At 67.2% G+C, this 18,996-nt stretch carries 17 protein-coding genes; 7 read left to right on the top strand and 10 right to left on the bottom strand.

The window, feature by feature from the left end; all coding sequences use genetic code 11:
• The first annotated feature begins 233 nt into the window (after window positions 1-233).
• Window positions 234-2,870 (top strand): alpha-amylase family glycosyl hydrolase, encoded by a 2,637-nt coding sequence (locus tag BM125_RS04550; RefSeq protein WP_092405352.1) that lies wholly within the window; start codon window positions 234-236, stop codon window positions 2,868-2,870.
• A gap of 33 nt (window positions 2,871-2,903) precedes the next feature.
• Here the strand turns inward: BM125_RS04550 and BM125_RS04555 are convergent, their stop codons facing one another.
• Window positions 2,904-3,632: a DUF6445 family protein gene (locus BM125_RS04555; protein ID WP_139224852.1), complete on the bottom strand. Its 729-nt coding sequence runs from the start codon at window positions 3,630-3,632 to the stop codon at window positions 2,904-2,906.
• 385 nt (window positions 3,633-4,017) lie between these two features.
• Here BM125_RS04555 and BM125_RS04560 point away from each other — a divergent pair, with 385 nt between their 5' ends.
• Window positions 4,018-4,611, top strand: coding sequence for a DUF1579 family protein (locus BM125_RS04560; RefSeq protein ID WP_175497912.1), 594 nt, complete (start codon window positions 4,018-4,020; stop codon window positions 4,609-4,611).
• Window positions 4,612-4,635: 24 nt separating this feature from the next.
• Here the strand turns inward: BM125_RS04560 and BM125_RS04565 are convergent, their stop codons facing one another.
• Complete coding sequence (locus tag BM125_RS04565; RefSeq protein ID WP_245778787.1) at window positions 4,636-5,133, bottom strand: DUF3224 domain-containing protein; 498 nt, start codon at window positions 5,131-5,133, stop codon at window positions 4,636-4,638.
• 341 nt (window positions 5,134-5,474) lie between these two features.
• On the opposite strand from BM125_RS04565, the gene BM125_RS04570 reads away from it, so the two are divergent.
• Entirely contained in the window at window positions 5,475-5,654 is a 180-nt protein-coding gene (locus BM125_RS04570) for a hypothetical protein (protein WP_139224853.1), read from the top strand.
• A gap of 84 nt (window positions 5,655-5,738) precedes the next feature.
• On the opposite strand, the gene BM125_RS04575 is transcribed toward BM125_RS04570, so the two are convergent.
• The 4 genes from BM125_RS04575 to BM125_RS04590 all read right to left on the bottom strand — a co-directional run bounded on the left by BM125_RS04575 (window position 5,739) and on the right by BM125_RS04590 (window position 12,529).
• Window positions 5,739-7,280 (bottom strand): autotransporter outer membrane beta-barrel domain-containing protein, encoded by a 1,542-nt coding sequence (locus BM125_RS04575; protein WP_092405362.1) that lies wholly within the window; start codon window positions 7,278-7,280, stop codon window positions 5,739-5,741.
• A gap of 102 nt (window positions 7,281-7,382) precedes the next feature.
• Entirely contained in the window at window positions 7,383-8,783 is a 1,401-nt protein-coding gene (locus BM125_RS04580; RefSeq protein ID WP_139224854.1) for a hypothetical protein, read from the bottom strand.
• A 421-nt stretch (window positions 8,784-9,204) separates the two neighbouring features.
• Window positions 9,205-11,859: a serine/threonine-protein kinase gene (locus tag BM125_RS04585; RefSeq protein ID WP_092405366.1), complete on the bottom strand. Its 2,655-nt coding sequence runs from the start codon at window positions 11,857-11,859 to the stop codon at window positions 9,205-9,207.
• A 118-nt stretch (window positions 11,860-11,977) separates the two neighbouring features.
• On the bottom strand, window positions 11,978-12,529 hold the full coding sequence (locus tag BM125_RS04590; RefSeq protein WP_092405368.1) for an ECF-type sigma factor: 552 nt from the start codon (window positions 12,527-12,529) through the stop codon (window positions 11,978-11,980).
• A 223-nt stretch (window positions 12,530-12,752) separates the two neighbouring features.
• Here BM125_RS04590 and BM125_RS04595 point away from each other — a divergent pair, with 223 nt between their 5' ends.
• Together BM125_RS04595 and BM125_RS04600 are read left to right on the top strand one after the other, a co-directional pair.
• Window positions 12,753-12,932: a hypothetical protein gene (locus tag BM125_RS04595; protein ID WP_092405370.1), complete on the top strand. Its 180-nt coding sequence runs from the start codon at window positions 12,753-12,755 to the stop codon at window positions 12,930-12,932.
• 110 nt (window positions 12,933-13,042) lie between these two features.
• Window positions 13,043-13,222, top strand: coding sequence for a hypothetical protein (locus BM125_RS04600; protein WP_092405372.1), 180 nt, complete (start codon window positions 13,043-13,045; stop codon window positions 13,220-13,222).
• Window positions 13,223-13,432: 210 nt separating this feature from the next.
• Here BM125_RS04600 and BM125_RS04605 read toward each other — a convergent pair whose 3' ends face one another.
• Entirely contained in the window at window positions 13,433-13,927 is a 495-nt protein-coding gene (locus tag BM125_RS04605; protein ID WP_092405374.1) for a fasciclin domain-containing protein, read from the bottom strand.
• 185 nt (window positions 13,928-14,112) lie between these two features.
• On the opposite strand from BM125_RS04605, the gene BM125_RS04610 reads away from it, so the two are divergent.
• A complete protein-coding gene (locus BM125_RS04610) occupies window positions 14,113-15,081 on the top strand; it encodes a MerR family transcriptional regulator (RefSeq protein WP_092405376.1) in 969 nt (322 codons plus the stop codon).
• Window positions 15,082-15,526: 445 nt separating this feature from the next.
• On the opposite strand, the gene BM125_RS04620 is transcribed toward BM125_RS04610, so the two are convergent.
• A complete protein-coding gene (locus BM125_RS04620) occupies window positions 15,527-15,898 on the bottom strand; it encodes a VOC family protein (RefSeq protein ID WP_092405378.1) in 372 nt (123 codons plus the stop codon).
• A gap of 36 nt (window positions 15,899-15,934) precedes the next feature.
• Window positions 15,935-16,780, bottom strand: coding sequence for a helix-turn-helix domain-containing protein (locus BM125_RS04625; protein WP_092405380.1), 846 nt, complete (start codon window positions 16,778-16,780; stop codon window positions 15,935-15,937).
• Window positions 16,781-16,926: 146 nt separating this feature from the next.
• Here BM125_RS04625 and BM125_RS04630 point away from each other — a divergent pair, with 146 nt between their 5' ends.
• On the top strand, window positions 16,927-17,781 hold the full coding sequence (locus BM125_RS04630; protein ID WP_175497913.1) for an SUMF1/EgtB/PvdO family nonheme iron enzyme: 855 nt from the start codon (window positions 16,927-16,929) through the stop codon (window positions 17,779-17,781).
• A 190-nt stretch (window positions 17,782-17,971) separates the two neighbouring features.
• Here BM125_RS04630 and BM125_RS04635 read toward each other — a convergent pair whose 3' ends face one another.
• The gene (locus BM125_RS04635) at window positions 17,972-18,922 is read right to left on the bottom strand and encodes an alpha/beta hydrolase (protein ID WP_092405384.1); all 951 of its coding nucleotides are present in this window, start codon (window positions 18,920-18,922) and stop codon (window positions 17,972-17,974) included.
• Window positions 18,923-18,996 lie beyond the last annotated feature (74 nt).

The raw sequence follows: 18,996 nt of genomic DNA on the forward strand, positions 1-18,996 counted from the left end.
CTCGTAACCTGCTTCCCCCGAGCGCCGGATGATGGTATCCCCAGCGTTTCCGGCGTGACCGTTCTTGCATACGTATTCATGGCCGTTTGCCGCGCAGAGGTCATAAAAGAAGGACGTGATCAGGCAGCGTCGCGCTTGCTGCGTTGCCGCAAGGCGCAGGCGGTCGCGCTTTCGCAAGTACGCGCACCCGCCGCGCCTGGCCATTTTGCGCTGGAACCAAGAAGGGACATCCGATGCAACCGATCCTTGCCCTGCTTCGCCTGATCGCGCTGACACTGCTGATCGCACCGGGTTTCACATCCGTTGCCGCGGAGCCCGCGTACGCTGCGCACGACTGCGATCGCGGCTCGTTGCAGATGCCATCGCCGGACTGGCGCGACCAGATCATCTACTTCGCCATGATCGACCGCTTCGACGATGGTGATGCGCGCAACAATGACCAGGGCGCCGGCGAGTACGACCCGGCCGACGGTGCGCGCTTCAGTGGCGGCGACCTCGCCGGCCTGAGCCGCCGCCTCGACTACATCCGGGACCTCGGCGCAACCGCATTGTGGATAACGCCGCCCGTCGCCAACCAGTGGTGGGATGCGCGGGTCGGCTATGGCGGCTACCACGGCTACTGGGCCGAGAATTTCGAGAAGGTCGACGCGCACTTCGGCACGCTCGAGGACTACCGCACGCTCGCACGCTGCCTGCATGCGCGGAAGATGGCCCTGGTCCAGGACATCGTGGTCAATCACGTCGGCAACTTCTTCCGCTACGACGGCGCCGTGGATGCGCTGGATCCGACTCGCCACTTCGCCATCAACATCGATGCGAAGCCGCACAGCGCGCCGACCCAGTTCCCGTTCTCGCTGAACGACGTGCGCCGCAAGGCCGACCGCGAGGCGGCGATCTACCACTGGACGCCTCGCATCGTCGATTTCAGCGACCGCAATCAGGAACTGAACGGGCAACTGGCCGATCTCGACGACCTCAATACCGAAAGCCCTGCCGTGCGCACGGCCCTGCGCAAGAGCTATGACTACTGGATCCGCGAGGTCGGCGTCGATGCGTACCGGGTCGACACGGCCTTCTATGTGCCGCCGGCCTTCTTCGCCGATTTTCTCCACGCCGACGAGCCCGGCGCGCCGGGCATCCTGCGCGCCGCGCGTGCCAGCGGGCGCAGGGACTTCCTGCTATTCGGCGAGGGCTTTGGCCTCGATTCGCCCTATTCCGAGGATATCGCCCGGCGCATCGACCGCTACATGCGCGACGAAACGGGCAAGCCGCTGCTGCCGGCGATGATCAACTTTCCGCTGTACGGCAGCACGCTCGATGTATTCGCGCGCGGCCGGCCCAGTGCCGTGCTTGGCCACCGCATCCGCAGCATGATGCGCGTGCATGCCGATCCGCATCGCATGCCGAGCTTCGTCGACAACCACGATGTCGAGCGCTTTCTTGCCAGCGGCAGCGAGGCCGGACTCAGGCAGGCGCTGTTGACGATCATGTCCCTGCCCGGGATTCCGGTCATCTACTACGGCACCGAACAGGGCTTCCGCGAGCAGCGCGCAGCGATGTTCAAGGGCGGCTTCGGCGCCAACGGTCGCGATCACTTCGATCGCGATGCGCCGATGTACCGCTATATCCAGCGCTTGAGCGCACTGCGCCGCACGCATCCGGTGCTCGCGCGCGGCCGGCCGAAGGTACTCGCCGAGAATGCCGCGGGGCCGGGCGCTTTGGCCTGGTCGACGGGTGAAGGCGAACAGACCGTGCTGGTCGTGCTCAATTCCGCCGACCACGAAACGTTGCTGGCCGACTTCGACAGCGGGCTCGCCGCCGGCACGCGGCTCGAACCGCTGTTCGCGATCGACGGCGAAGCCGAGGCGCTCACGGCAGGGGCCCATGGGCGCCTGACCCTGCGCCTGCCGGCACGCAGCGGCACGGTCTGGCGCATCAGCGGCTACGGCAGCAGCACCCAACAAACCGTCGCCGCCCTGACTCTCGACGGGCCAGGGCAGCGCAGAGTCGACGGCGATCTCGTCCTGTCCGGCAGCGCAGGCCGGCTGCGCGAACTGCGCCTCGTCGTCGACGGCAATCTCGACAGCGCAGCGCGCGTCGAGGTCGGTGCCAAGGGCCATTGGCAAGCCCGACTCGACACGGCCGAGTTCATCGATCCGGCGATCGAACACACGGTCGTCGCCTGGTCCGGGCAACCGACGGCGCTCTCGAAGCCCGTGCGCTTCACCGTACGACGCACCTGGCAGGAACGGATCGCCGTTGCGGACCCGGCCGACGACGACCACGGCCCGCGCGGCCGCTACGTCTACCCAACCGATCCGGACTGGACCCGCAACCGGCCGCTCGACCTGCGCGGCGTGCGCATTGCGACATCGGGCGGATCGCTGCGCATCACCCTCGAGATGCGTACCCTGATGGCCGCATGGAATCCGGCCAACGGCTTCGATCATCTGGCGCCGACCCTGTTTCTCGAAATGCCCAGCCGCGCCGGTGGTGCGACGGTCATGCCCCTGCAGAACGCCCGCCTTCCGGAGGGCATGCGCTGGCACTACCGGCTGCGTGCCGGCGGCTGGAGCAATGCGCTGTTCGGCGCGGACGGGGCCTCGGCCTCGAACGAGGGCACGCCTCTCGGCCCTGGCGCCGACCTGCGCGTCGATCGCGAGCGGAACACGCTGACCTTCACCCTTTCTTCCGCCGCCCTGGGTCGACCGATGTCGCTTGCCGGCGCAAGACTCCATATTGCCAGCTGGGACTACGACGGCGGCTATCGTCCGCTCGCAGCGACGGCCGACAATCATCGATTCGGCGGAGCGCAGTCGGCCAGCGACCCGCTGGTCATGGACGAGATCGGGCCGATCACGATTCCGTGACGCGCGGTTTTCCGGCGCGCAGGCAGGATTCGCTCAGCCTGCGTCGCTTCCCGCCGCCGCTGCGCGACGACAGACGAAGAAGCCGTTCCAGGTCAGGCGTCCTCTGGCCGGATCGACGCACAGGCGTTCGGGCGCCTCGATGTCGCTGGAATGGAAGAGCGCGCCACCGTCATAGAAGATCATCCGGTTCCACTTTGCTTCGACCGTGCCGACTTTCTCGAACCAGTCATTCGATGCCACCGGATAGGACGGCGGAATACCGTACTTGCGCGTGAACTCGGCCGGCGCGAGCTGGCCCGATTCGTGGATCAGCATCGCCGTTTCATGCGCATCGCGGCGCGGCACGAAGAAGGCCGTGCCGCCCTGCGCGGCATCCTTGAACAGATAGGCGACCGACGCGGCGATGACGCGGTCGGGACCGACCTCGAGGCGATCGCGATGGCAGATCCACTGGCGCGGTTCGAGTTCGTCGACGGGCCGCGTCGCCATTGCCAGCCGGCTGTACATGCGCATGGTCCGCCGCGCACCGAGGCGAGCGCGGATGTGTTCGGCAAAAAACGCATCGAGCCTGGCCGACAGCTCGTCGGGCATGCGCAACTCGAGCCCCGGATAGGCATTGAATGGCGCCGACTCGAAGGCATCGCGATGTTCCGCGGCCAGCGCGACCCAGCGTCCGGGATCACTCAGTGCGTCGTCGATCACGTGGACGCGCACGCCCGCCGTGAGCGCAACGGTCTGGATGGTCGGCCGGGAATTGAACATCGCCACTGCCCTCGTCGATCCGGTCAGCATGCATGCCTGCAATCGCAATTGCCATGGAAGCCCCGGTCCGGTTCGACGACGCGTGCCTGCGGCGCACCCGATTTCGGGAATCGAGGTCCGATGCTGTCCCTGATCGCTCCCGCCGTCAGCGCCGGACGACACCGTCGACGCGGCCGCCCGCGGTTCCCGGTCGCCGTGCCCGGTCTGTGCGTGTACGGCCTGCCGCTCGTCCATGCCGGGCTGTTCGCGCCGGACTCGCAGGGCTGGCCGATGGCCATTGCGGCAGCCGGACTTGTGTCATCGAGGCAGGGTGACTTTGGCCATGCGCCGTGGTGCGGTGGATGCGTCAGACTCCGCGCGCCCCGCCACCCCAAGGAATTCCCGAATGACACTTGCGCTCCCCGGTCCCCGTTTGCTGCTGGCTTTCACCAGCGCCCTATTGCCGCTCGCGGCGCTTGCCGCGTCTCCGGCGCCCGAACAGGCCCCCACGATCCCGGCCGAGGTCTATGCACCGATCGCGATGGAAGCGGGCACCTGGGACGCCGAGATCACGTTCTACGAGAAGGACAAGCCGTCCGGCACGGCCACCGGCGTGCAGGTCAATACCTTGCTGCTCAATGGCCACTGGATCACCAACGATTTCACGATACCCGCCAACGGCAAGTTTCCGGCCTACCAGGGCCACGGCGTCTGGGGCTACGACCCGGTCGCCAAGACCTATGTCGATACCTGGGTCGACACCAATGACGGCGCCGTGCGCACCGACTATGGCTACTGGCAGCCGGACGAGAAGATCATGACCTGGTCGTCCAAGCAGAACGACGGCAAGGGCCATTTCGTCGACTACCGCATCGTCGAGGAATTCAAGGGCGACACGCGCATCTTCACGTTCACCCAGCTGGGCATCGTCACGCCGAATCCGCACCCCCTGGTGCGCATCGTGTTTACGCGGCGCGCCGAGGACAAGGCGGCCGGCTGAAGCCGGCGCCATCGACCCGGGTGCTCAATCCGTGGGCAGGGTGTATTCGAGATCGTAGCTGTGCTTGCCGGCTGCCATGGTGATGCGCAGCCGGCCTTCGATACCGGTGAGCTGGCCTGTTCCCGAGTCGGGTACGACGCGGATGCTCCAGTCGCGCGGCACGCCGTCGACCATGACCGCGCTGTGCAACAGGGCGAAGCTGCCCTCGCGACCGTCAAGCGTTCCGCTGACCTTTTCCAGAGCCACGTACGCACCGGATTTCGAGCCGTCGCCCGCTGCCAGCATTTCGCCGCGGCCGCTGCCCTCGATGGCTCCGTGGTAACGCTTGTCGAGCGCGATGCGGGCGAAACCAGCCGCCTCGGCATCGGGGTTGTCGGCCCTCTGCGGGGTGATCTTGACGTCGAAATCGCCGTGGGCCTGCATGGTTCCTGACTCCTTGGGTGCGCAATACGATGGGGTCGATGCGGACATCCAGACGATAGCGCAGACCAGCGACCCGAGCGGAACCTGGGGAAATCTCATGCGAATCTCCGGATGGACCTGGGGCGCGCATGAGACACCGGATCGCCGCGCGTTGATTGGATAAACGCGACAATCGGCCGGTATCGGCGCGGGCCCGGTCAAGCTCGCCGCACTTCGGCACATCGTGCCGCGCTGCGCGCTGGCGCCTGCGGGCCAGGCCCAACGGCAAACGGTCGTGCCAGGCGCGAAATCGATGCTTTCCTACACGCCGTGTAGGAAATCTCCTACACGCCAACGCGGCAAAACCCCGACGACGGGCCTGACACGTTTCTTCACACTGTCGATCCGGCTCGTTCGCAATGGCGATCCGGACCGGCAACCGCACCACCACGAGAACGCCCATGCGACAGGAAGCACGCGAGACCTTGACCGCGATCAGGACCCTCACCCGGCTGGAGGCGTGGATCCGTTGCGCCAGGGCCGAACTGGCCAGCACCCCCGGTGACGAACTGCTTGCCGAGTTCATCCGCGTCAATGAAAGGCTGCTGGCCGAAGAGCGGCGCAAACTGCTCGCGGCGTGAGCCGCGCCGGGCCAAGCCGGCGCCGCGCCGATCGTCCTGTCCGGCCCTGGGCCGATCCCGAATTTGTGCCCTGCCCTGTTCCCCTCAATCGAAGTCGGTCTCGAAGACCACGTCGAATGCCGGCGAGAATTCGCTCGTATGCCCGTCCGCATCGGTCGCCGTGGCGACGAACGGTAACGCGCGAGCGCCTGCGGGCACGGTCAGCACGACTGACCGCGGCGCCTGCGCACTCGACTCGGGATAGCTGTCCTGCGCCAGCCATGTGCCGGATCCGCCTTGTGCGTCAAGATAGAAATCGATGCGCAGCGGATACGGCGCGTTGGCGGGGCTCGTGTCGACCCGATAGGTCACCGACAACTGGTCGCCGACCTGGCTCGCCGCTACCACCTCGGGCCAGTTCTGCCCATTGTTCGCACCGCCGTCGGCATCCTCGGGATCGTTCGGTGTCGGGCCATTCGCGCCGATGTCGATGTTGGCGCGACCCGGGCCGTGGTTGCCATGGATCGCATTGGCGCGGCTGTCGAACGACTCGCTCGCGCCATTCGCCGACGCGATGATGCCGACCCCGCTGTTGAAGGCGATCAGGTTGGCCTGGCCGGGCCCGAATCCGCCGATGATCGCCGCGGTCGAATCCGCCAATGCACCCGACACCTGGATGCCGCCGCCGAATATCGCCGCATTGGCCTGGCTGAATCCGTTCGGGACCGGATGCAGGCCACTCCAGTCGGTGCCGATGTAGTTGCCCTGGATCTCCAGCCCGACATATTGGCTGGCGCCGCTCTGGCGCGCGATGTTGATCGCGAACGAGCGATTGCCGGAAATCACGTTGCGCGAATCGGGCGATGCGCCACCGATACGGATGTTGGCGCGGTTGCTCGGGATGCGAATGGCCGGGCCGTTGCCGGACGCTCCGTTCGGGATCGCTGTCGTGCCGCTCGCATCGGTGCCGATCAGGTTGCCTTCGACGATGGCCGGACCATCGATCAGGACGCCGAAGTTCGCCCCACCCGACAGCAGATTGCGCTGCCATGGCTGGATGCCACCGACCTGCGCCGAACTCTGGCCCGTGCGCAGCGTGCTGCTGCTGTTGCCGGTGCCGGCCAGGGCCTGGCCGGTTATCGTGGTGCCAATGAAGTTGCCGTAGACATTCACCTGCGAATTGCCGGCGAGATTGCTGTTGCCGGCGATCGGCTGGGAGAAACCGTGCAGGGCGAGCCCTTGCACGGTCACCGTGTAGAACGCCGCACCGTTGGCAAGAAGGAAACCGTTGCCACCGGATCCGACGAGCTCGATCGCGAGGACGGTATCGAGTCCGCCCTGGTCGGGCGTGCGCGTATTCATCTGGCTGCCGGCCTGGCTGTAGCCGTCCACGATGAGGCTGCAGGTGATCGATGGCAGGCTGCCGGTCACGGCGATGGCGTGCGGGCCGCTGCCGGGAATCGCGAACTCGACGCGGTTGCTGCCGCAGGCGCCGTTGGCATCGAGCATCGCCTGGCGCAGGGAACCGACGCCGGAATCGTTCGTGTTGACGACCGTGAAGGTGCTTGCCTCGGCGCCAGACCAAAGGACCCACAGCAGCATGGCGAAGGCCGCGCGCGAGGGCAGGAACGGGAAGGATCGAATCATCGCTCTGGGCACTCCGGCCATCTGGGGTTTGCCTGGCGGGATTCGCAGCGCCAGGTCGAACGCGCGTTCCTGCGTCGACCCTCGCCGCGGATCCCTCTGCGCCTACTGGAAGCCGTTCCGGAAGATCACGTCCGGCTGGAACTCCTTCCACACGCCGTTGCCGGTTTGCGGGGGCGGGAAATTCGCATCGGGCGCGCCGACGAACGCGTGGTCTCCCGACATCACGACACTCCTTCCGAGCCCGTCGCCACCGTGCGCGAGCTGGCCGAAACCCAGCACGCTGTCGGTCCAGACCGTCTGGCCGAGAAATTCGAACTGTCGATAGACGCGAGCGGTGCCTTCATGGGCGACCGTGCCGGTGCTGTTCGGGCAGCCCATAATGAACTGGCCGTAGACTTCATCGACACTGAGGCTGGCTCCGCACAGTCCGCCGACCGTCGCCGGCGGACTCGGAAAATACTCGGCGAGGTAATCGTATCCAATGATGAAGGCCGGCTTGAAGATCGTGACCGAGCCGACCCGACCGGCGCCATTGTCGCGCCCTGTCGCGCCGACGTAGACAAAGTTGGCGTCGATACCGACGCTCGTGCCGAACACCTCGAACGCGCCCGGCGGCTGCGCCGCAAGGGTGCCGACCTCGATCAGGCCGCCATCCGTCGTCTGCGACGTGCTCGGAGCGTAGACGTGCGCGGCACCGGCGAGCAGGTTGGCGCCCTGCGATTCACCGGGCGCGCCGGCGATCACGAGGAAGGCCTGGTCCGTGATCTGCTTGATCGCCACCGACGCTCCGAGCGCGGCCCCGCTGCTACCGCAGCGCAGCGACGGAACATTCGGAAAGTTCTCCCAGGTCGTATTCGACGCGTTGTACCGGTAGGTCGCGATGCAGCCGCTGCCGCCGCCGGCATTCGGTACCGATGCGACGGCCATGATGCCGTCGATCGCGACGTCACTGCCGAAGTTGCCGCCGTTGCCGGTTCGCGCTCCTCGGAAGGTCAGGGTCGGGGTGCCGCTGTCGACCCAGAATTCGATGCGGCCGGCACCGCTTGTTGCGCCGTTTGTGTAGTCCGGCGCACCGACGAGAACGGTCCCATCATCCACCGCGATGCTCGCACCGAAATGCGCACCGGCCTGCGACACGTTCGAGAACAGCGAGCCGACATATTCCCAGCCATTCGGCGCCGGATCGAAGATCTGCACTTCTCCCGCATCGGCCATGGCGCCCACGTCGCGATCGGGAACACCGACATAGACGCGCGTGACGACGCGCGTATTGTTGCTCCCGAGTACCGTGCGAATCGCAATGCTGGTGCCGAGATGATCGCCCTGCAGACCGAAGAATCCCTGGGCGCGGGGAATCCACGTCTCGGCATCGGCCCGCTGCGGCAAGCCCGCGCCGGCGGCGAGCCACACAGTGGCGATCAGCGCCAGCCGCGCCGTGCTTCGCATGTGGCGAAGGCCCCGGCAGGCTGACGTCTGCAGGCACGTTCCTTGTTCACGAATCATCTCGGTACTCCTTCCACGCGGAATGGGGTTGTGATGGGCGCTCGCGCCGGAAAGTCGGATCGAACCCATCGCCATGGCGATGGATGCGCCGGATGGATTTCCAGCGAAGCTGCTCAGGCAGACGTCGAAACGCAGGCGTTCGGATCATGCGGCGTATCGCCAGCCGTAAAGTCCGGGTCGGCCGGCAGCGGGATCGATCACGCCGCCCGGCACGCCGAGGCTCATCGATCGGCCGCAGGCCACGCTCTGCCTCACCCAATCACGACCCGAGGAAAGCTCCGCCAGCGAAAGCCGCCCGCACCGCGGAGCCGCGGCGCGTTCGATCCGGGATCAGCGATGCAGAGGTGTCACGCGCACGGCGCGACGGAAAGCAGGGTTGGAACGGATCACCCCGGAAACAGCATCCGCGGCGATCGAGCGCTCAGCGCTTGCTGTCGGCGTGCGTCGCCGAGACGACTGCCGCCAGCTCGTGCGTGCGCGGGTGTTCGGTGCCATAGACACGCCGGTAGACCGCCAGCGCATCGTGACGAAACGCGAGCGCGCGCTCCGTCGCGCCGCCCGCGTCCTCGATGTCGGCGAGCAGGCGGTCGATCTCGGCGAGCGTGACGCTGGCGGCGGACTTGCCGGCGAGCAATCGGGCCCGGGCCGCCCGGGCCTCGGCCTCGCCCTCGTCGCGACGGCCGCTGCGTGCCAGTGCCGCGCCGTGCGCGGCCCCGGCCAGATCGAGATGGCCGTCCGCGCCGGCCGGTCCAGCCAGCTCGCCAATCGCCGCCTGCAGGGTTGCGAGGGCCTGAGGACGATCGAGCGCGAGTTCGACGCGACCGAGCATGAGGGTCACCTGGCCGCGCATCGGATGCGCGGCCGCGTCCATGATCCGGTGCGCCTCCTCAAGCGCGGCGAGCGCCGCGTCATCGTCGCCGCCCTCGTGCAGCGCCACCCCGAGCGAGGTCAGCACGATGCCGAGCATCGGCGCATCGGGTGCAAGCGTCGCTCGCGCGCGCTGGACCGCATCGCGGAGCGTGGCGATTCCGGCCTCGGCGTGTCCGGCGAAGGCCTGGGCCAGGCCGAGCGTGTTCTCGATGTAGATGCGACGCGCATGATCGGGCCCGAGCCTGCGCACGAGCAGGTCGTCCGCGCGCATGGCCAACGATTCGGCTTCCGCATAACGCTCGAGTGCGCCGTCGTCGGTGGCGATGTTCATGAGATCGGTGGCGACATCCGGACCGTCGGCGCCCTGCAGGGCCTCGCGCTCTCCGAGGATGCGCCGGTGCAGTTCGAGCGCATGCGCATGATCGCCGACCTGGTTGTCGAGCCGGGCCAGCGCGACCAGCAGTTCGATGCGCGCGTTGCGATAGTCCGGCCCGGCGTCGCGCAAGAGCGGCTCGGCCTCGGTGAAGTCTGCGCGCGCAGCGGCGATGTCGCCGAGTTCACGCTTGACGTAGCCGAGTTCGACCAGCGCGTTGCCGAGTATCGGCGAACGATCGCCGAAGTTGCGTCGCAGCTCGGCGACGTTGGTCTCGAGGATGGCCACCGATTTCGCGTTGTCGCCGATCTGGCGCAAGCCGAGCGCGATCACGCTGCGCAGTTCGGCCTGCATGTCGGGCGCGTCGGCGAAATCGTGCTCGACACGATCGAGTGCGGCGGCCAGCAGGTTGCCGGTCTGGCCCTGCCCGCCACGACTGGCCGAGAACGGATTGACGTCGCGGATCAGGTTGACGAGGAACGTGCGGCTGCGCTCGGAGCGCTCCGCTTCGAGGCGTGCGACATGCGCCTGCCATGAGACGAGCAGGATACCGGCGGCGAGGCCGAGGATCGCCAGGATCGAAACCGCGACGCCGACGCGGTGACGACGGGCGAACTTGCGGCTGCGGTAGGCCAGCGAATCGGGTCGTGCGAGGATCGGACGGTTCTCGCGGTAGCGGTGGATGTCCTCGGCCAGCGCGGCCACCGAGGCATAGCGCTCGGTTGGCTGCTTCTTCAGTGCGCGCGCGACGATCGTCTCCAGTTCGCCGCGCAGGGCGCGTCGCCATTCGGCCGGCGTGGACGAACGCGCCTCGGCACGCGCCGTGGCGACCTCGCCGGCGCCGCCGGTCGCGCCCGACAGTCGCCGAGGTTCGCCCTCGAGGATCGCGCGCGCCCACTGCGCCGGCGACGAGCCACGATCGGCATACGGCCCTTCCCCGGCCAGCAGGACGTAGAGCAGCACGCCAAGCGAATAGACGTCGCTGGCCACCGTGATCGCCGCATTCTCGATCTGTTCGGGCGACGCGTATTCGGGTGTCAGGGCGACACCGTCGGCGAGCGTCAGCTCGGTCTGCTCGGGTGCATCGCGATCGTCCTCGAGCAGCTTGGCCACGCCGAAGTCGAGAAGCTTGACCTCGCCGTCGTCCTGCACGAGCACGTTCGACGGCTTGAGATCGCGGTGCACGACGAGGTGCGAGTGCGCATAGGAGACCGCGGCACAGACCTGCTCGAACAGGCCGAGCCGTCTGTCGATCGACAGCCGGTGGCGATCGGCCCAGGCATCGATGCGCTCGCCCTCGATCCATTCGAGGACCAGATAGCGTTGCCCGCGTTCGCTCTCGCCGGCATCGAGCAGGCGTGCGATGTGATCGTGTGCGAGCCGGGCAAGGATGCGCCCTTCGCGCTGGAATCGTCGGCGTGCCGGCGCACCCTCGTTCGAACCCCGCAGCAGCTTGATAGCCGCATGGGCGTGGTACTGCCCGTCGACGCGTTCAGCCAGCCAGACCTCGCCCATGCCGCCGCGCCCGAGCAGGCTCACGAGTCGCCACGGCCCCATGTGCTCGCCAGCACGATCCACGCCCTGGCCCTCGTTTGGCTCCGCATGCAGGCGCCGGATCGCGGTCCCTTCCATGAACTGCGCCGCGGCGCCGCCACGGTCGGCGCGCACGAGCGCGTCGACGCGTTCGTACAGCTGCGGATCGATCGCGCGCAGGCGCTCCATGAAGCCGGCGCGCGCGCCCGTGTCCTCGATCTGCATCCATGCCTCGAATTGGCGCATCGCCTCGCGCGTGCGGTCCAGCCGCTCGCCATCCCTGTTCCGCTCTTCGCCCATGCGTGGATCCTCCCCGATCACGAGCGACCTGGCGCGCCCGACACCCGCGCATCGGCATCGATGCGCCTCCCTGCAGCGACAGACGGATTCGAGGGTCGCGTCCGGATCATGATCCTGCTCAGGCCGAGACGATGTAGTCGAAGAGGAATGCTCGCGCACGCCGCCAGTCGCGCTTCACCGTGGCGATCGAAATCTCCAGCACATCAGCGACCGTCTCCTCGGTCAGTCCGCCGAAATAACGGAGTTCCACGACCTGGTGGGCGCGCGGGTCCGCCGATTCCAGCGCCAGCATGGCCTCGTCGATGGCAGGCAGCAGGCTTTCATCGGCGAGCAGGTCGGCCAGGGTGTCGCCCAGCGGCTGCAACGCTTCGCCCCCGCCGCGCTTCTGCGCGCCGCGCTCGCGCACATGGTCGACAATGACGCTGCGCATGACCTTGGATGCGTACGCATAGAACACGCGCCGGTTCCGGTCCGGCAGGTTCGAACCCTCGGGCAGACGCAGATAGGCTTCATGCAACAGGCCGCCGGGGTCGAGCGAAATCGTTCCGGCCTGGGCCAGGTGACTTCTGGCCAGGCGCATCAGCTCCGGGTAGAGAAGCCGGAACAGCGGTTCGCGCGCCGCATCATCGCCGGCGGCCGCACGCTGCAGCAACTGGGTGACCTCATGCATCGCGTACTACCTTCCGGACCACGGACTCCGTGCCGATGATCGCACTCCGCGGGCCCGAATGCAGGCACTGCGAGCACCACGCGCTGACCTGCCCGACCACGTTCCGCCATGGCTGGGCCGCACCGGCGCGACTTCCGCCTCGGGCCTGCAGCGCAGGCACGGGAAAAATAGTGCACAATGAACCATCGGGATGGCAGGACCCGCCCGTGCAGGGAGCCGTTTCATGCGCACCGAAGCCCGCAGTATACTGAGCCAGATCCGGGCCCTGACCCGTCTGGAAGCCTGGATCCGCAGTGCCAAGGCGGAACTGGACCACGCACCCGACGACGCATTGCTCGCCGAATTCATCCGGCTCAACGAGCAATTGCTGATTGAGGAACGCGAGAAGCTGCTCGCGGCCTGAAAGGCATGTCGGGCATGCGGTGCCGGCGGAGAGATCCGATCGCCGCGCCTGTGCACGGGCAAAGGAGCTCCCACCAGACTCGTGAAACCGCCCTTCCGGGATCGATAGCCATGCGACAAGAAGCGATACAGACCCTCAATCAGATTCGGCGCCTGACCCGGCTCGAAGCCCTGATCCGCTGCGCCCGCGCCGAACTGGCCAGCATCCCCAGCGACGAGCGCCTGGCCGATTTCATCCGCACCAATGAAGCGCTTCTGAAGGCCGAGCGCGAAAAGCTGCTCGCCGCCTGAATTCCCCGCCGCGGCCTGCTCTGGAGCGCCGCTTCCTGCAGAGGCTTCGCAGGACGAAGCAGGCCGACGCATGCGCCTCTGCCCCCAACCGAACGGGGCTGACGCCGAAGCCGATTTCCGCAGACCGGAAATACGAACGCCCCCGCCGAGGGAGGGGCGGCGGGGGCGTAAGGTCGAGCCTGTGATCAATCCGCTCGACAGGACCTGGGCTTACTCCTTCGGGAGCAGCACGGTATCGATGACGTGGATGACGCCGTTGGAGGCTTCGACGTCGGCCGTGGTGACCGTGGCGTTGTCGACCATGACCTTGCCGTCGACGACCTTGATCGCGACGGACTGGCCGTTGACCGTCTTGGCGCTGTCGAGCTTGACCACGTCGGCCGCCTTCACGTTACCGGCGACGACGTGGTAGGTCAGGATCGCGGTCAGCTTGGGCTTGTCCTTGAGCAGGCCCTCGACCGTGCCGGCCGGCAACTTGGCGAACGCCGCGTCGGTCGGCGCAAACACGGTGAACGGGCCGGGGCCCTTGAGCGTGTCGACCAGGCCGGCCGCTTCGAGCGCGGTGGCGAGGGTCTTGAACGAACCGGCAGCGACGGCGGTGTCGACGATGTCCTTCTTGGTGTCCATTTTGTTCATGTCTCCAGCGAATGCAGTCATTGGCGCAGCGGCGACCGCCGCGGCGAGGATCAGGGAGGTGAGATTCATGGTCGTACTCCAGTGGGGGTGGGGAAGAGAGCAATGAACGGTGTCTAGCGTTTGTCCATGTATTGGGGAGCGTTCATGGAGCCTGTACACTACATGTCCAACTATTTGGTGTCAACATCGCCAATTTACTTGGACAAGTTTCGTTAATATCTGGACAAGAACCCGTCGGCTGCCTACCATTAGCCATGCCTGATCCAATACCCGCCTTTCATTCGGTCCGCGTCGCGTCGCGTCGCACCGGCCTCAGCCCGGACCTGCTGCGGGCCTGGGAAAAGCGGTATCACGCCGTGGCGCCAGCGCGCACGGCAGGCGGACAGCGCAACTACACCGATGCGGACATCGAGCGCCTGAAGCTGCTGGCCCAGGCGGTCGCGGCCGGCCGCCAGATCGGCCAGGTGGCCGGACTCTCCGAAACCGAATTGCGCAGCCTGGTCGCCGCCGATGCGCCGCAAGGCAACTCGCCCGAACCGGCCGATTCGAACGACGCGGTCGCCACCGCCCTGCTCTCCGGTGCATTGGCGGCGGCCGAGGATTTCAATGCCTCGACGCTCGAGGCGGCCTTGCGCACCGCGGCGCTGCGCCTGCCTTCCGACCAGGTGCTCGACCGCGTGTTCGGCCCCCTGCTGCTGGCCATCGGCACGCGCTGGCACGAGGGCACGTTTCCCCCGGCGAACGGGCATCTGGCCACCACCGTCATCCGCCGCGTGCTCAACTGGATGACCGATTTCCCGCTCGTCGCCGACGATGCGCCGCGCATCGTGGTCGGCACACCGGCCTTCCAGATGCACGATCTCGGCGCGATGCTGGCGGCCACGGCGGCGGCCAGCAATGGCTGGCGCGTGACTTTTCTCGGTGCCAGCCTGCCGGCGGAAGAACTGATCCGGGCCGCGCGCATGGCCGACGCCGATGCGGTGGCCCTCTCGATCGTGCATCCGACCGACGACGTCCGCGTCGCCAGCGAGATGCGCGCGCTGCGCGCCGGCTTGCCCGATCGGGTCGCGCTGGTCGTCGGCGGTGCCGGCGCTGGCGCCTATGCCGGGGTGCTCGACGAAATCGGTGCGCGGCGACTGCCTTCGATCGCCTCCCTGCGCAGCTGGCTACGCGAGCGCCAGCAGCAGCCGGATACCGCGCTCGTTGCGGGGCATCCGGCCTGACCGGGTCATCGCAGCCGGCCGGATTTCCGCCAGCGGTTCCTCAGCCTGCGCCGGCTGATCGCTCCAGGGTCTGCCTGGCCACGGCGAGTCCCTGTGCTCGATCATGCCGGCCACGGTCCCGGCCATCGTGTCGGGCAGCAGGTCGGCGATCCAGACGAACCGGCAGACATTTCGCCCGGCGCCGAAGATCTGCGCCGATGCACTGTAATGGCGCAACGGCGGATCGACGATGGCCCAGGCCAGGCGGCGCTCCTCGTCGTCGATATCGAGAATCAGCTCGCGTCTGACCTGCCGAAGGTGACTATCCGGGCACCCGGTTCAAGTCGCGTATCGACGACGAACCCGGGCACGAGTCGGCTATGCAAGGCCCCGACATCCCGCACCGCATCCCAGACCCGAGCGGCCGGCGCCCGGATCAGGACTTCCCTGCGGACGGACGCCATGCTCAGGCCACCGGCGCCATGCAGACCGCTTCGACATTGTTGCCGTCGGGATCGATCAGGAACGCCGCATAGTAGGTCGGGCTGTAGTCGGCGCGCAGGCCCGGTGCGCCGTGGTCGCGGCCACCGGCGGCGAGCCCGGCCGCATGGAACGCGTCGACCGCGCGCCGGTCTCTCGCGCGAAAGCCGACGTGGACCGCATTGCCACCTTTACCGCCGCCGGCGTAAAGCCAGAGCGAGGGTGCCCCCTTCGGCCCGAGGCCGGCACTCGATTTGTCGTGCGAGTCGAGCACATGGCCCAGTGGCGACAGCGCAGCTTCGTAGAAGCGCACGCTTGCGTCGAGGTCACGCGTCTTGAATCCGATATGGTCGTACATGGTCTCTCCGGTTCGGTGATGAATCCGGGAGAGAGATTACGGAGCGGCGCGCGCTCCGACTTGGAGAAAATTGCGCTCGCCGCGCGCGGCCTGGCGAAAGCGTCGCGGCGACACCCCGGCGGCACGATGGAACGTGCGCACGAAATTCGACAGGTCGCCGAATCCCGAATCGAAGGCGATGTCGGTGACCGGCCGGTCGCCATCGGCGAGCTGCCGCGCCGCACGGCGCAGGCGCGCGCGGACGAGATACTGGTGCGGGGTCACGCCGAGCACCTTGTTGAACACGCGCAGGAAGTGGAAAGGACTCAATCCTGCGTCGTCGGCGAGGTCCTCGAGGCGCACGGCTCCGGTCGCGTTCGCGTCGATCCACAGTGCCGACTCGACTGCACGCCGCTGGTCACGGGCGCTCTCGTGCACGGGCGCGCGGCGCCGACCGGCCATCGTCTCGACGAAGCGCGCGGCCAGCAGCAGGCCGACTTCGTCGACGCCGAGATCGCTGCGTCCCGCGCACGCCGCCTGCGCGAGTTCACCGAGCACGACCAGACCCGGCAACGGCGCAACACTGCCGACTTGCCAGGCCCTCGACGAAGGTGCGAACGGCTCGACGGCCTCGGGCGAGAACTGGAACGAGAGGCATTCGTCGCCGCCGTCATGGTGGTCATGCGTGCAGCAGTATTCGTGGCCGGCATGGCCGATCATCAGCGAGCCGGCGACCAGGTCCGATCTCCGGCTGCCGATGCGACAGCCGAAGCTGCCCCGGCGCACGTACGAAATCGAATGCCGTGCATGCTGCTCGGTAAACGGCCGATCGCTCGACGACGCCGTGCAACGGTAGTCGATGACGAGGACCGATTCATGATGCAGGATGGTCACGGCCGGCATGGCGCATGGTAGCCCAGCGCAGGCGCGACGAATACGATCGCCCTGGCGGCGACCGAATGCCGCCCGGGCAGCGTTCGGATAGACTGCGCAGGCGTACCCGGGCCCTCCGGAAGTCCACTCCGCAACCCTGCTCGAGGCCCATCGTCATGCCAGTCGAATGCCGCGGAACCGGGCGCCTGCCGAGACTGCGGACGCGCGTGTTCTGCCTCGTTGCGATCTGGCTGGCGCCGATCCCGGCCTTGGCCGCGTCGACCGCCCCGGCCTATGTCGATCCGGTCTACCGCGATGCATTCGAAGCGTTCGCCTGTACGGCCGGCGACGATCCGCATCCAAACGAGGGCCTTTTCGAGGAACCGGGTGTCGGCGGATGCGCCGACGGCATGGTTCCGGTCGCGTCGTTCTGCATCGACCGCTACGAAGCCGCCCTGCTCGACGTCACGATTCCGGCGGCACCGGTGGCATGGTCACCCTATCGCAACCCGGGAACGACAGCCGTGCGTGCGGTCTCGGCGCGTTTCGCGATCCCGCAGGGCACGATCAGCGGCGATCAGGCGGCTGCTGCATGCCAGGCCGCCGGCAAGCGCCTGTGCAGCAACAGCGAATGGCTGCGCGCCTGCCAGGGACCCGACATGCTGACCTTTCCCTACGGCAATACGCGCCTGCCCGGCGTCTGCAACGATGCGCGCTCGACGCATCCCGTCGCCGACTACTTCGGCACGCCTGGGCCGTGGACACCCGAACAACTGCAGCATCCGTGCATCAACCAGCAGTGGAATACGGTCGACCGCGCCGGCGCCAATGCGCAATGCGTCAGTGCGGAAGGGCCGTACGACATGATGGGCAATCTCAACGAATGGACGTCTGATCCGGCCGGCACCTACCGCGGCGGCTTCTATCTGGACACCCAGATCAATGGCAACGGATGCCTGTATCTGACCACCGCGCACGACACCGAGTATTTCGACTACAGCACCGGCTTCCGCTGCTGCGCGGATCCCTGAAGGCGCCCTCGCACCGTCTCACTGCGCGATATCGGCTATTGCGCACGGTTCCTGGTCGACTCGACCGACTCGGTCATTTCGGGTGGGCAATGGAACGTGGTCGGCAACGTCGCCTTCCTTCTGATTTTCCTCGTCCCGGGCCTGCGCTTGCCCCGGGCGGCGCTGACGGCGACCACCCAGGCAGCCGGTTTCAAGGTGCCGAGCCGGGAGCGAGCAGGAAGGTCATCGGAATGTCCAGGCGCTGCGCCCACGAGGTCTCGCTGTGCTCGGCGCCAGGGAAGACACGGCTCATGAAATCGGTGGCGACATAGCCCTTGGCGCGGATCAGTGCGTCGACGACGCGTTGACGGTCGGCGTAGCTCTCATCGAGCGTGCGCGTGCCGTGGTCGAAGTAGATGCGGTGCCGGCCGGCTTTCGGAAAATGCGTCTCGATGTAGCGGAAAAACGTTGCCGGTACCGGGTTGTCCGGACCGTCGCCCATACGACCGGGCCAGTGCGTCGACAGGCAGGCGGCGGCACCGAAGACCTCGGGATACTCGGCCAGCGCATACATGGAGATCAGTCCGCCGAGGCTCGACCCCATCAACAGGGCGTCTTCGCGACGCGGGCTGACCTTGAAGTGGCTGTCGATGTAGGGCTTCAGCTCGGTCACGAGAAAACGCAGGTAGCGATCGGAATGGACGGGACCGGAAAACAGCTTCTGGCCGTCGCCGTAGGTCGTGGCCAGCAATTCGTCGCGATCCTTCGGCGCGAGTTCCTGCAGGGGCTTCTGCGGGAAATACTCGACGGCGCGCGCCGCACCTCCGTTCCAGATCCCGACGATGATGAACGGGCGCGCCCTGCCCGACCTGATCAGCTCGCCGGCAATCTCGTCGGCCTTCCATTCCTGGTGGTTCCAGGTCGTCGTCGCGTCAAACAGCATCTGGCCGTCGTGCATGTAGAGCACGGCGTAGGGCGCCGCCTTCGGGTAGCCATCGGGCAGCCAGACATCGACGTTGCGCGGCGGGATTTGCTTCGACGGAAAATCGGCGAGGCGCTCGATGCGCCCCGAGGCCACGATGGGCAACTCGGTGGCGTGGGCGCAGGCGCACGCGAGCAGCAGCGTCGGGAAAAGCAGATCACGGATCTTGCCTGTATTCATTAGCCTTCCCCTCTGGTAAGTGCAGCCGCCGTCGACGAGCAGCGCACACCCGTCGTCCTTGCGCCGGCAGGGAC

Source organism: Dokdonella immobilis, assembly GCF_900115085.1.
In the GTDB taxonomy this organism is placed as follows: Bacteria; Pseudomonadota; Gammaproteobacteria; order Xanthomonadales; family Rhodanobacteraceae; genus Dokdonella; species Dokdonella immobilis.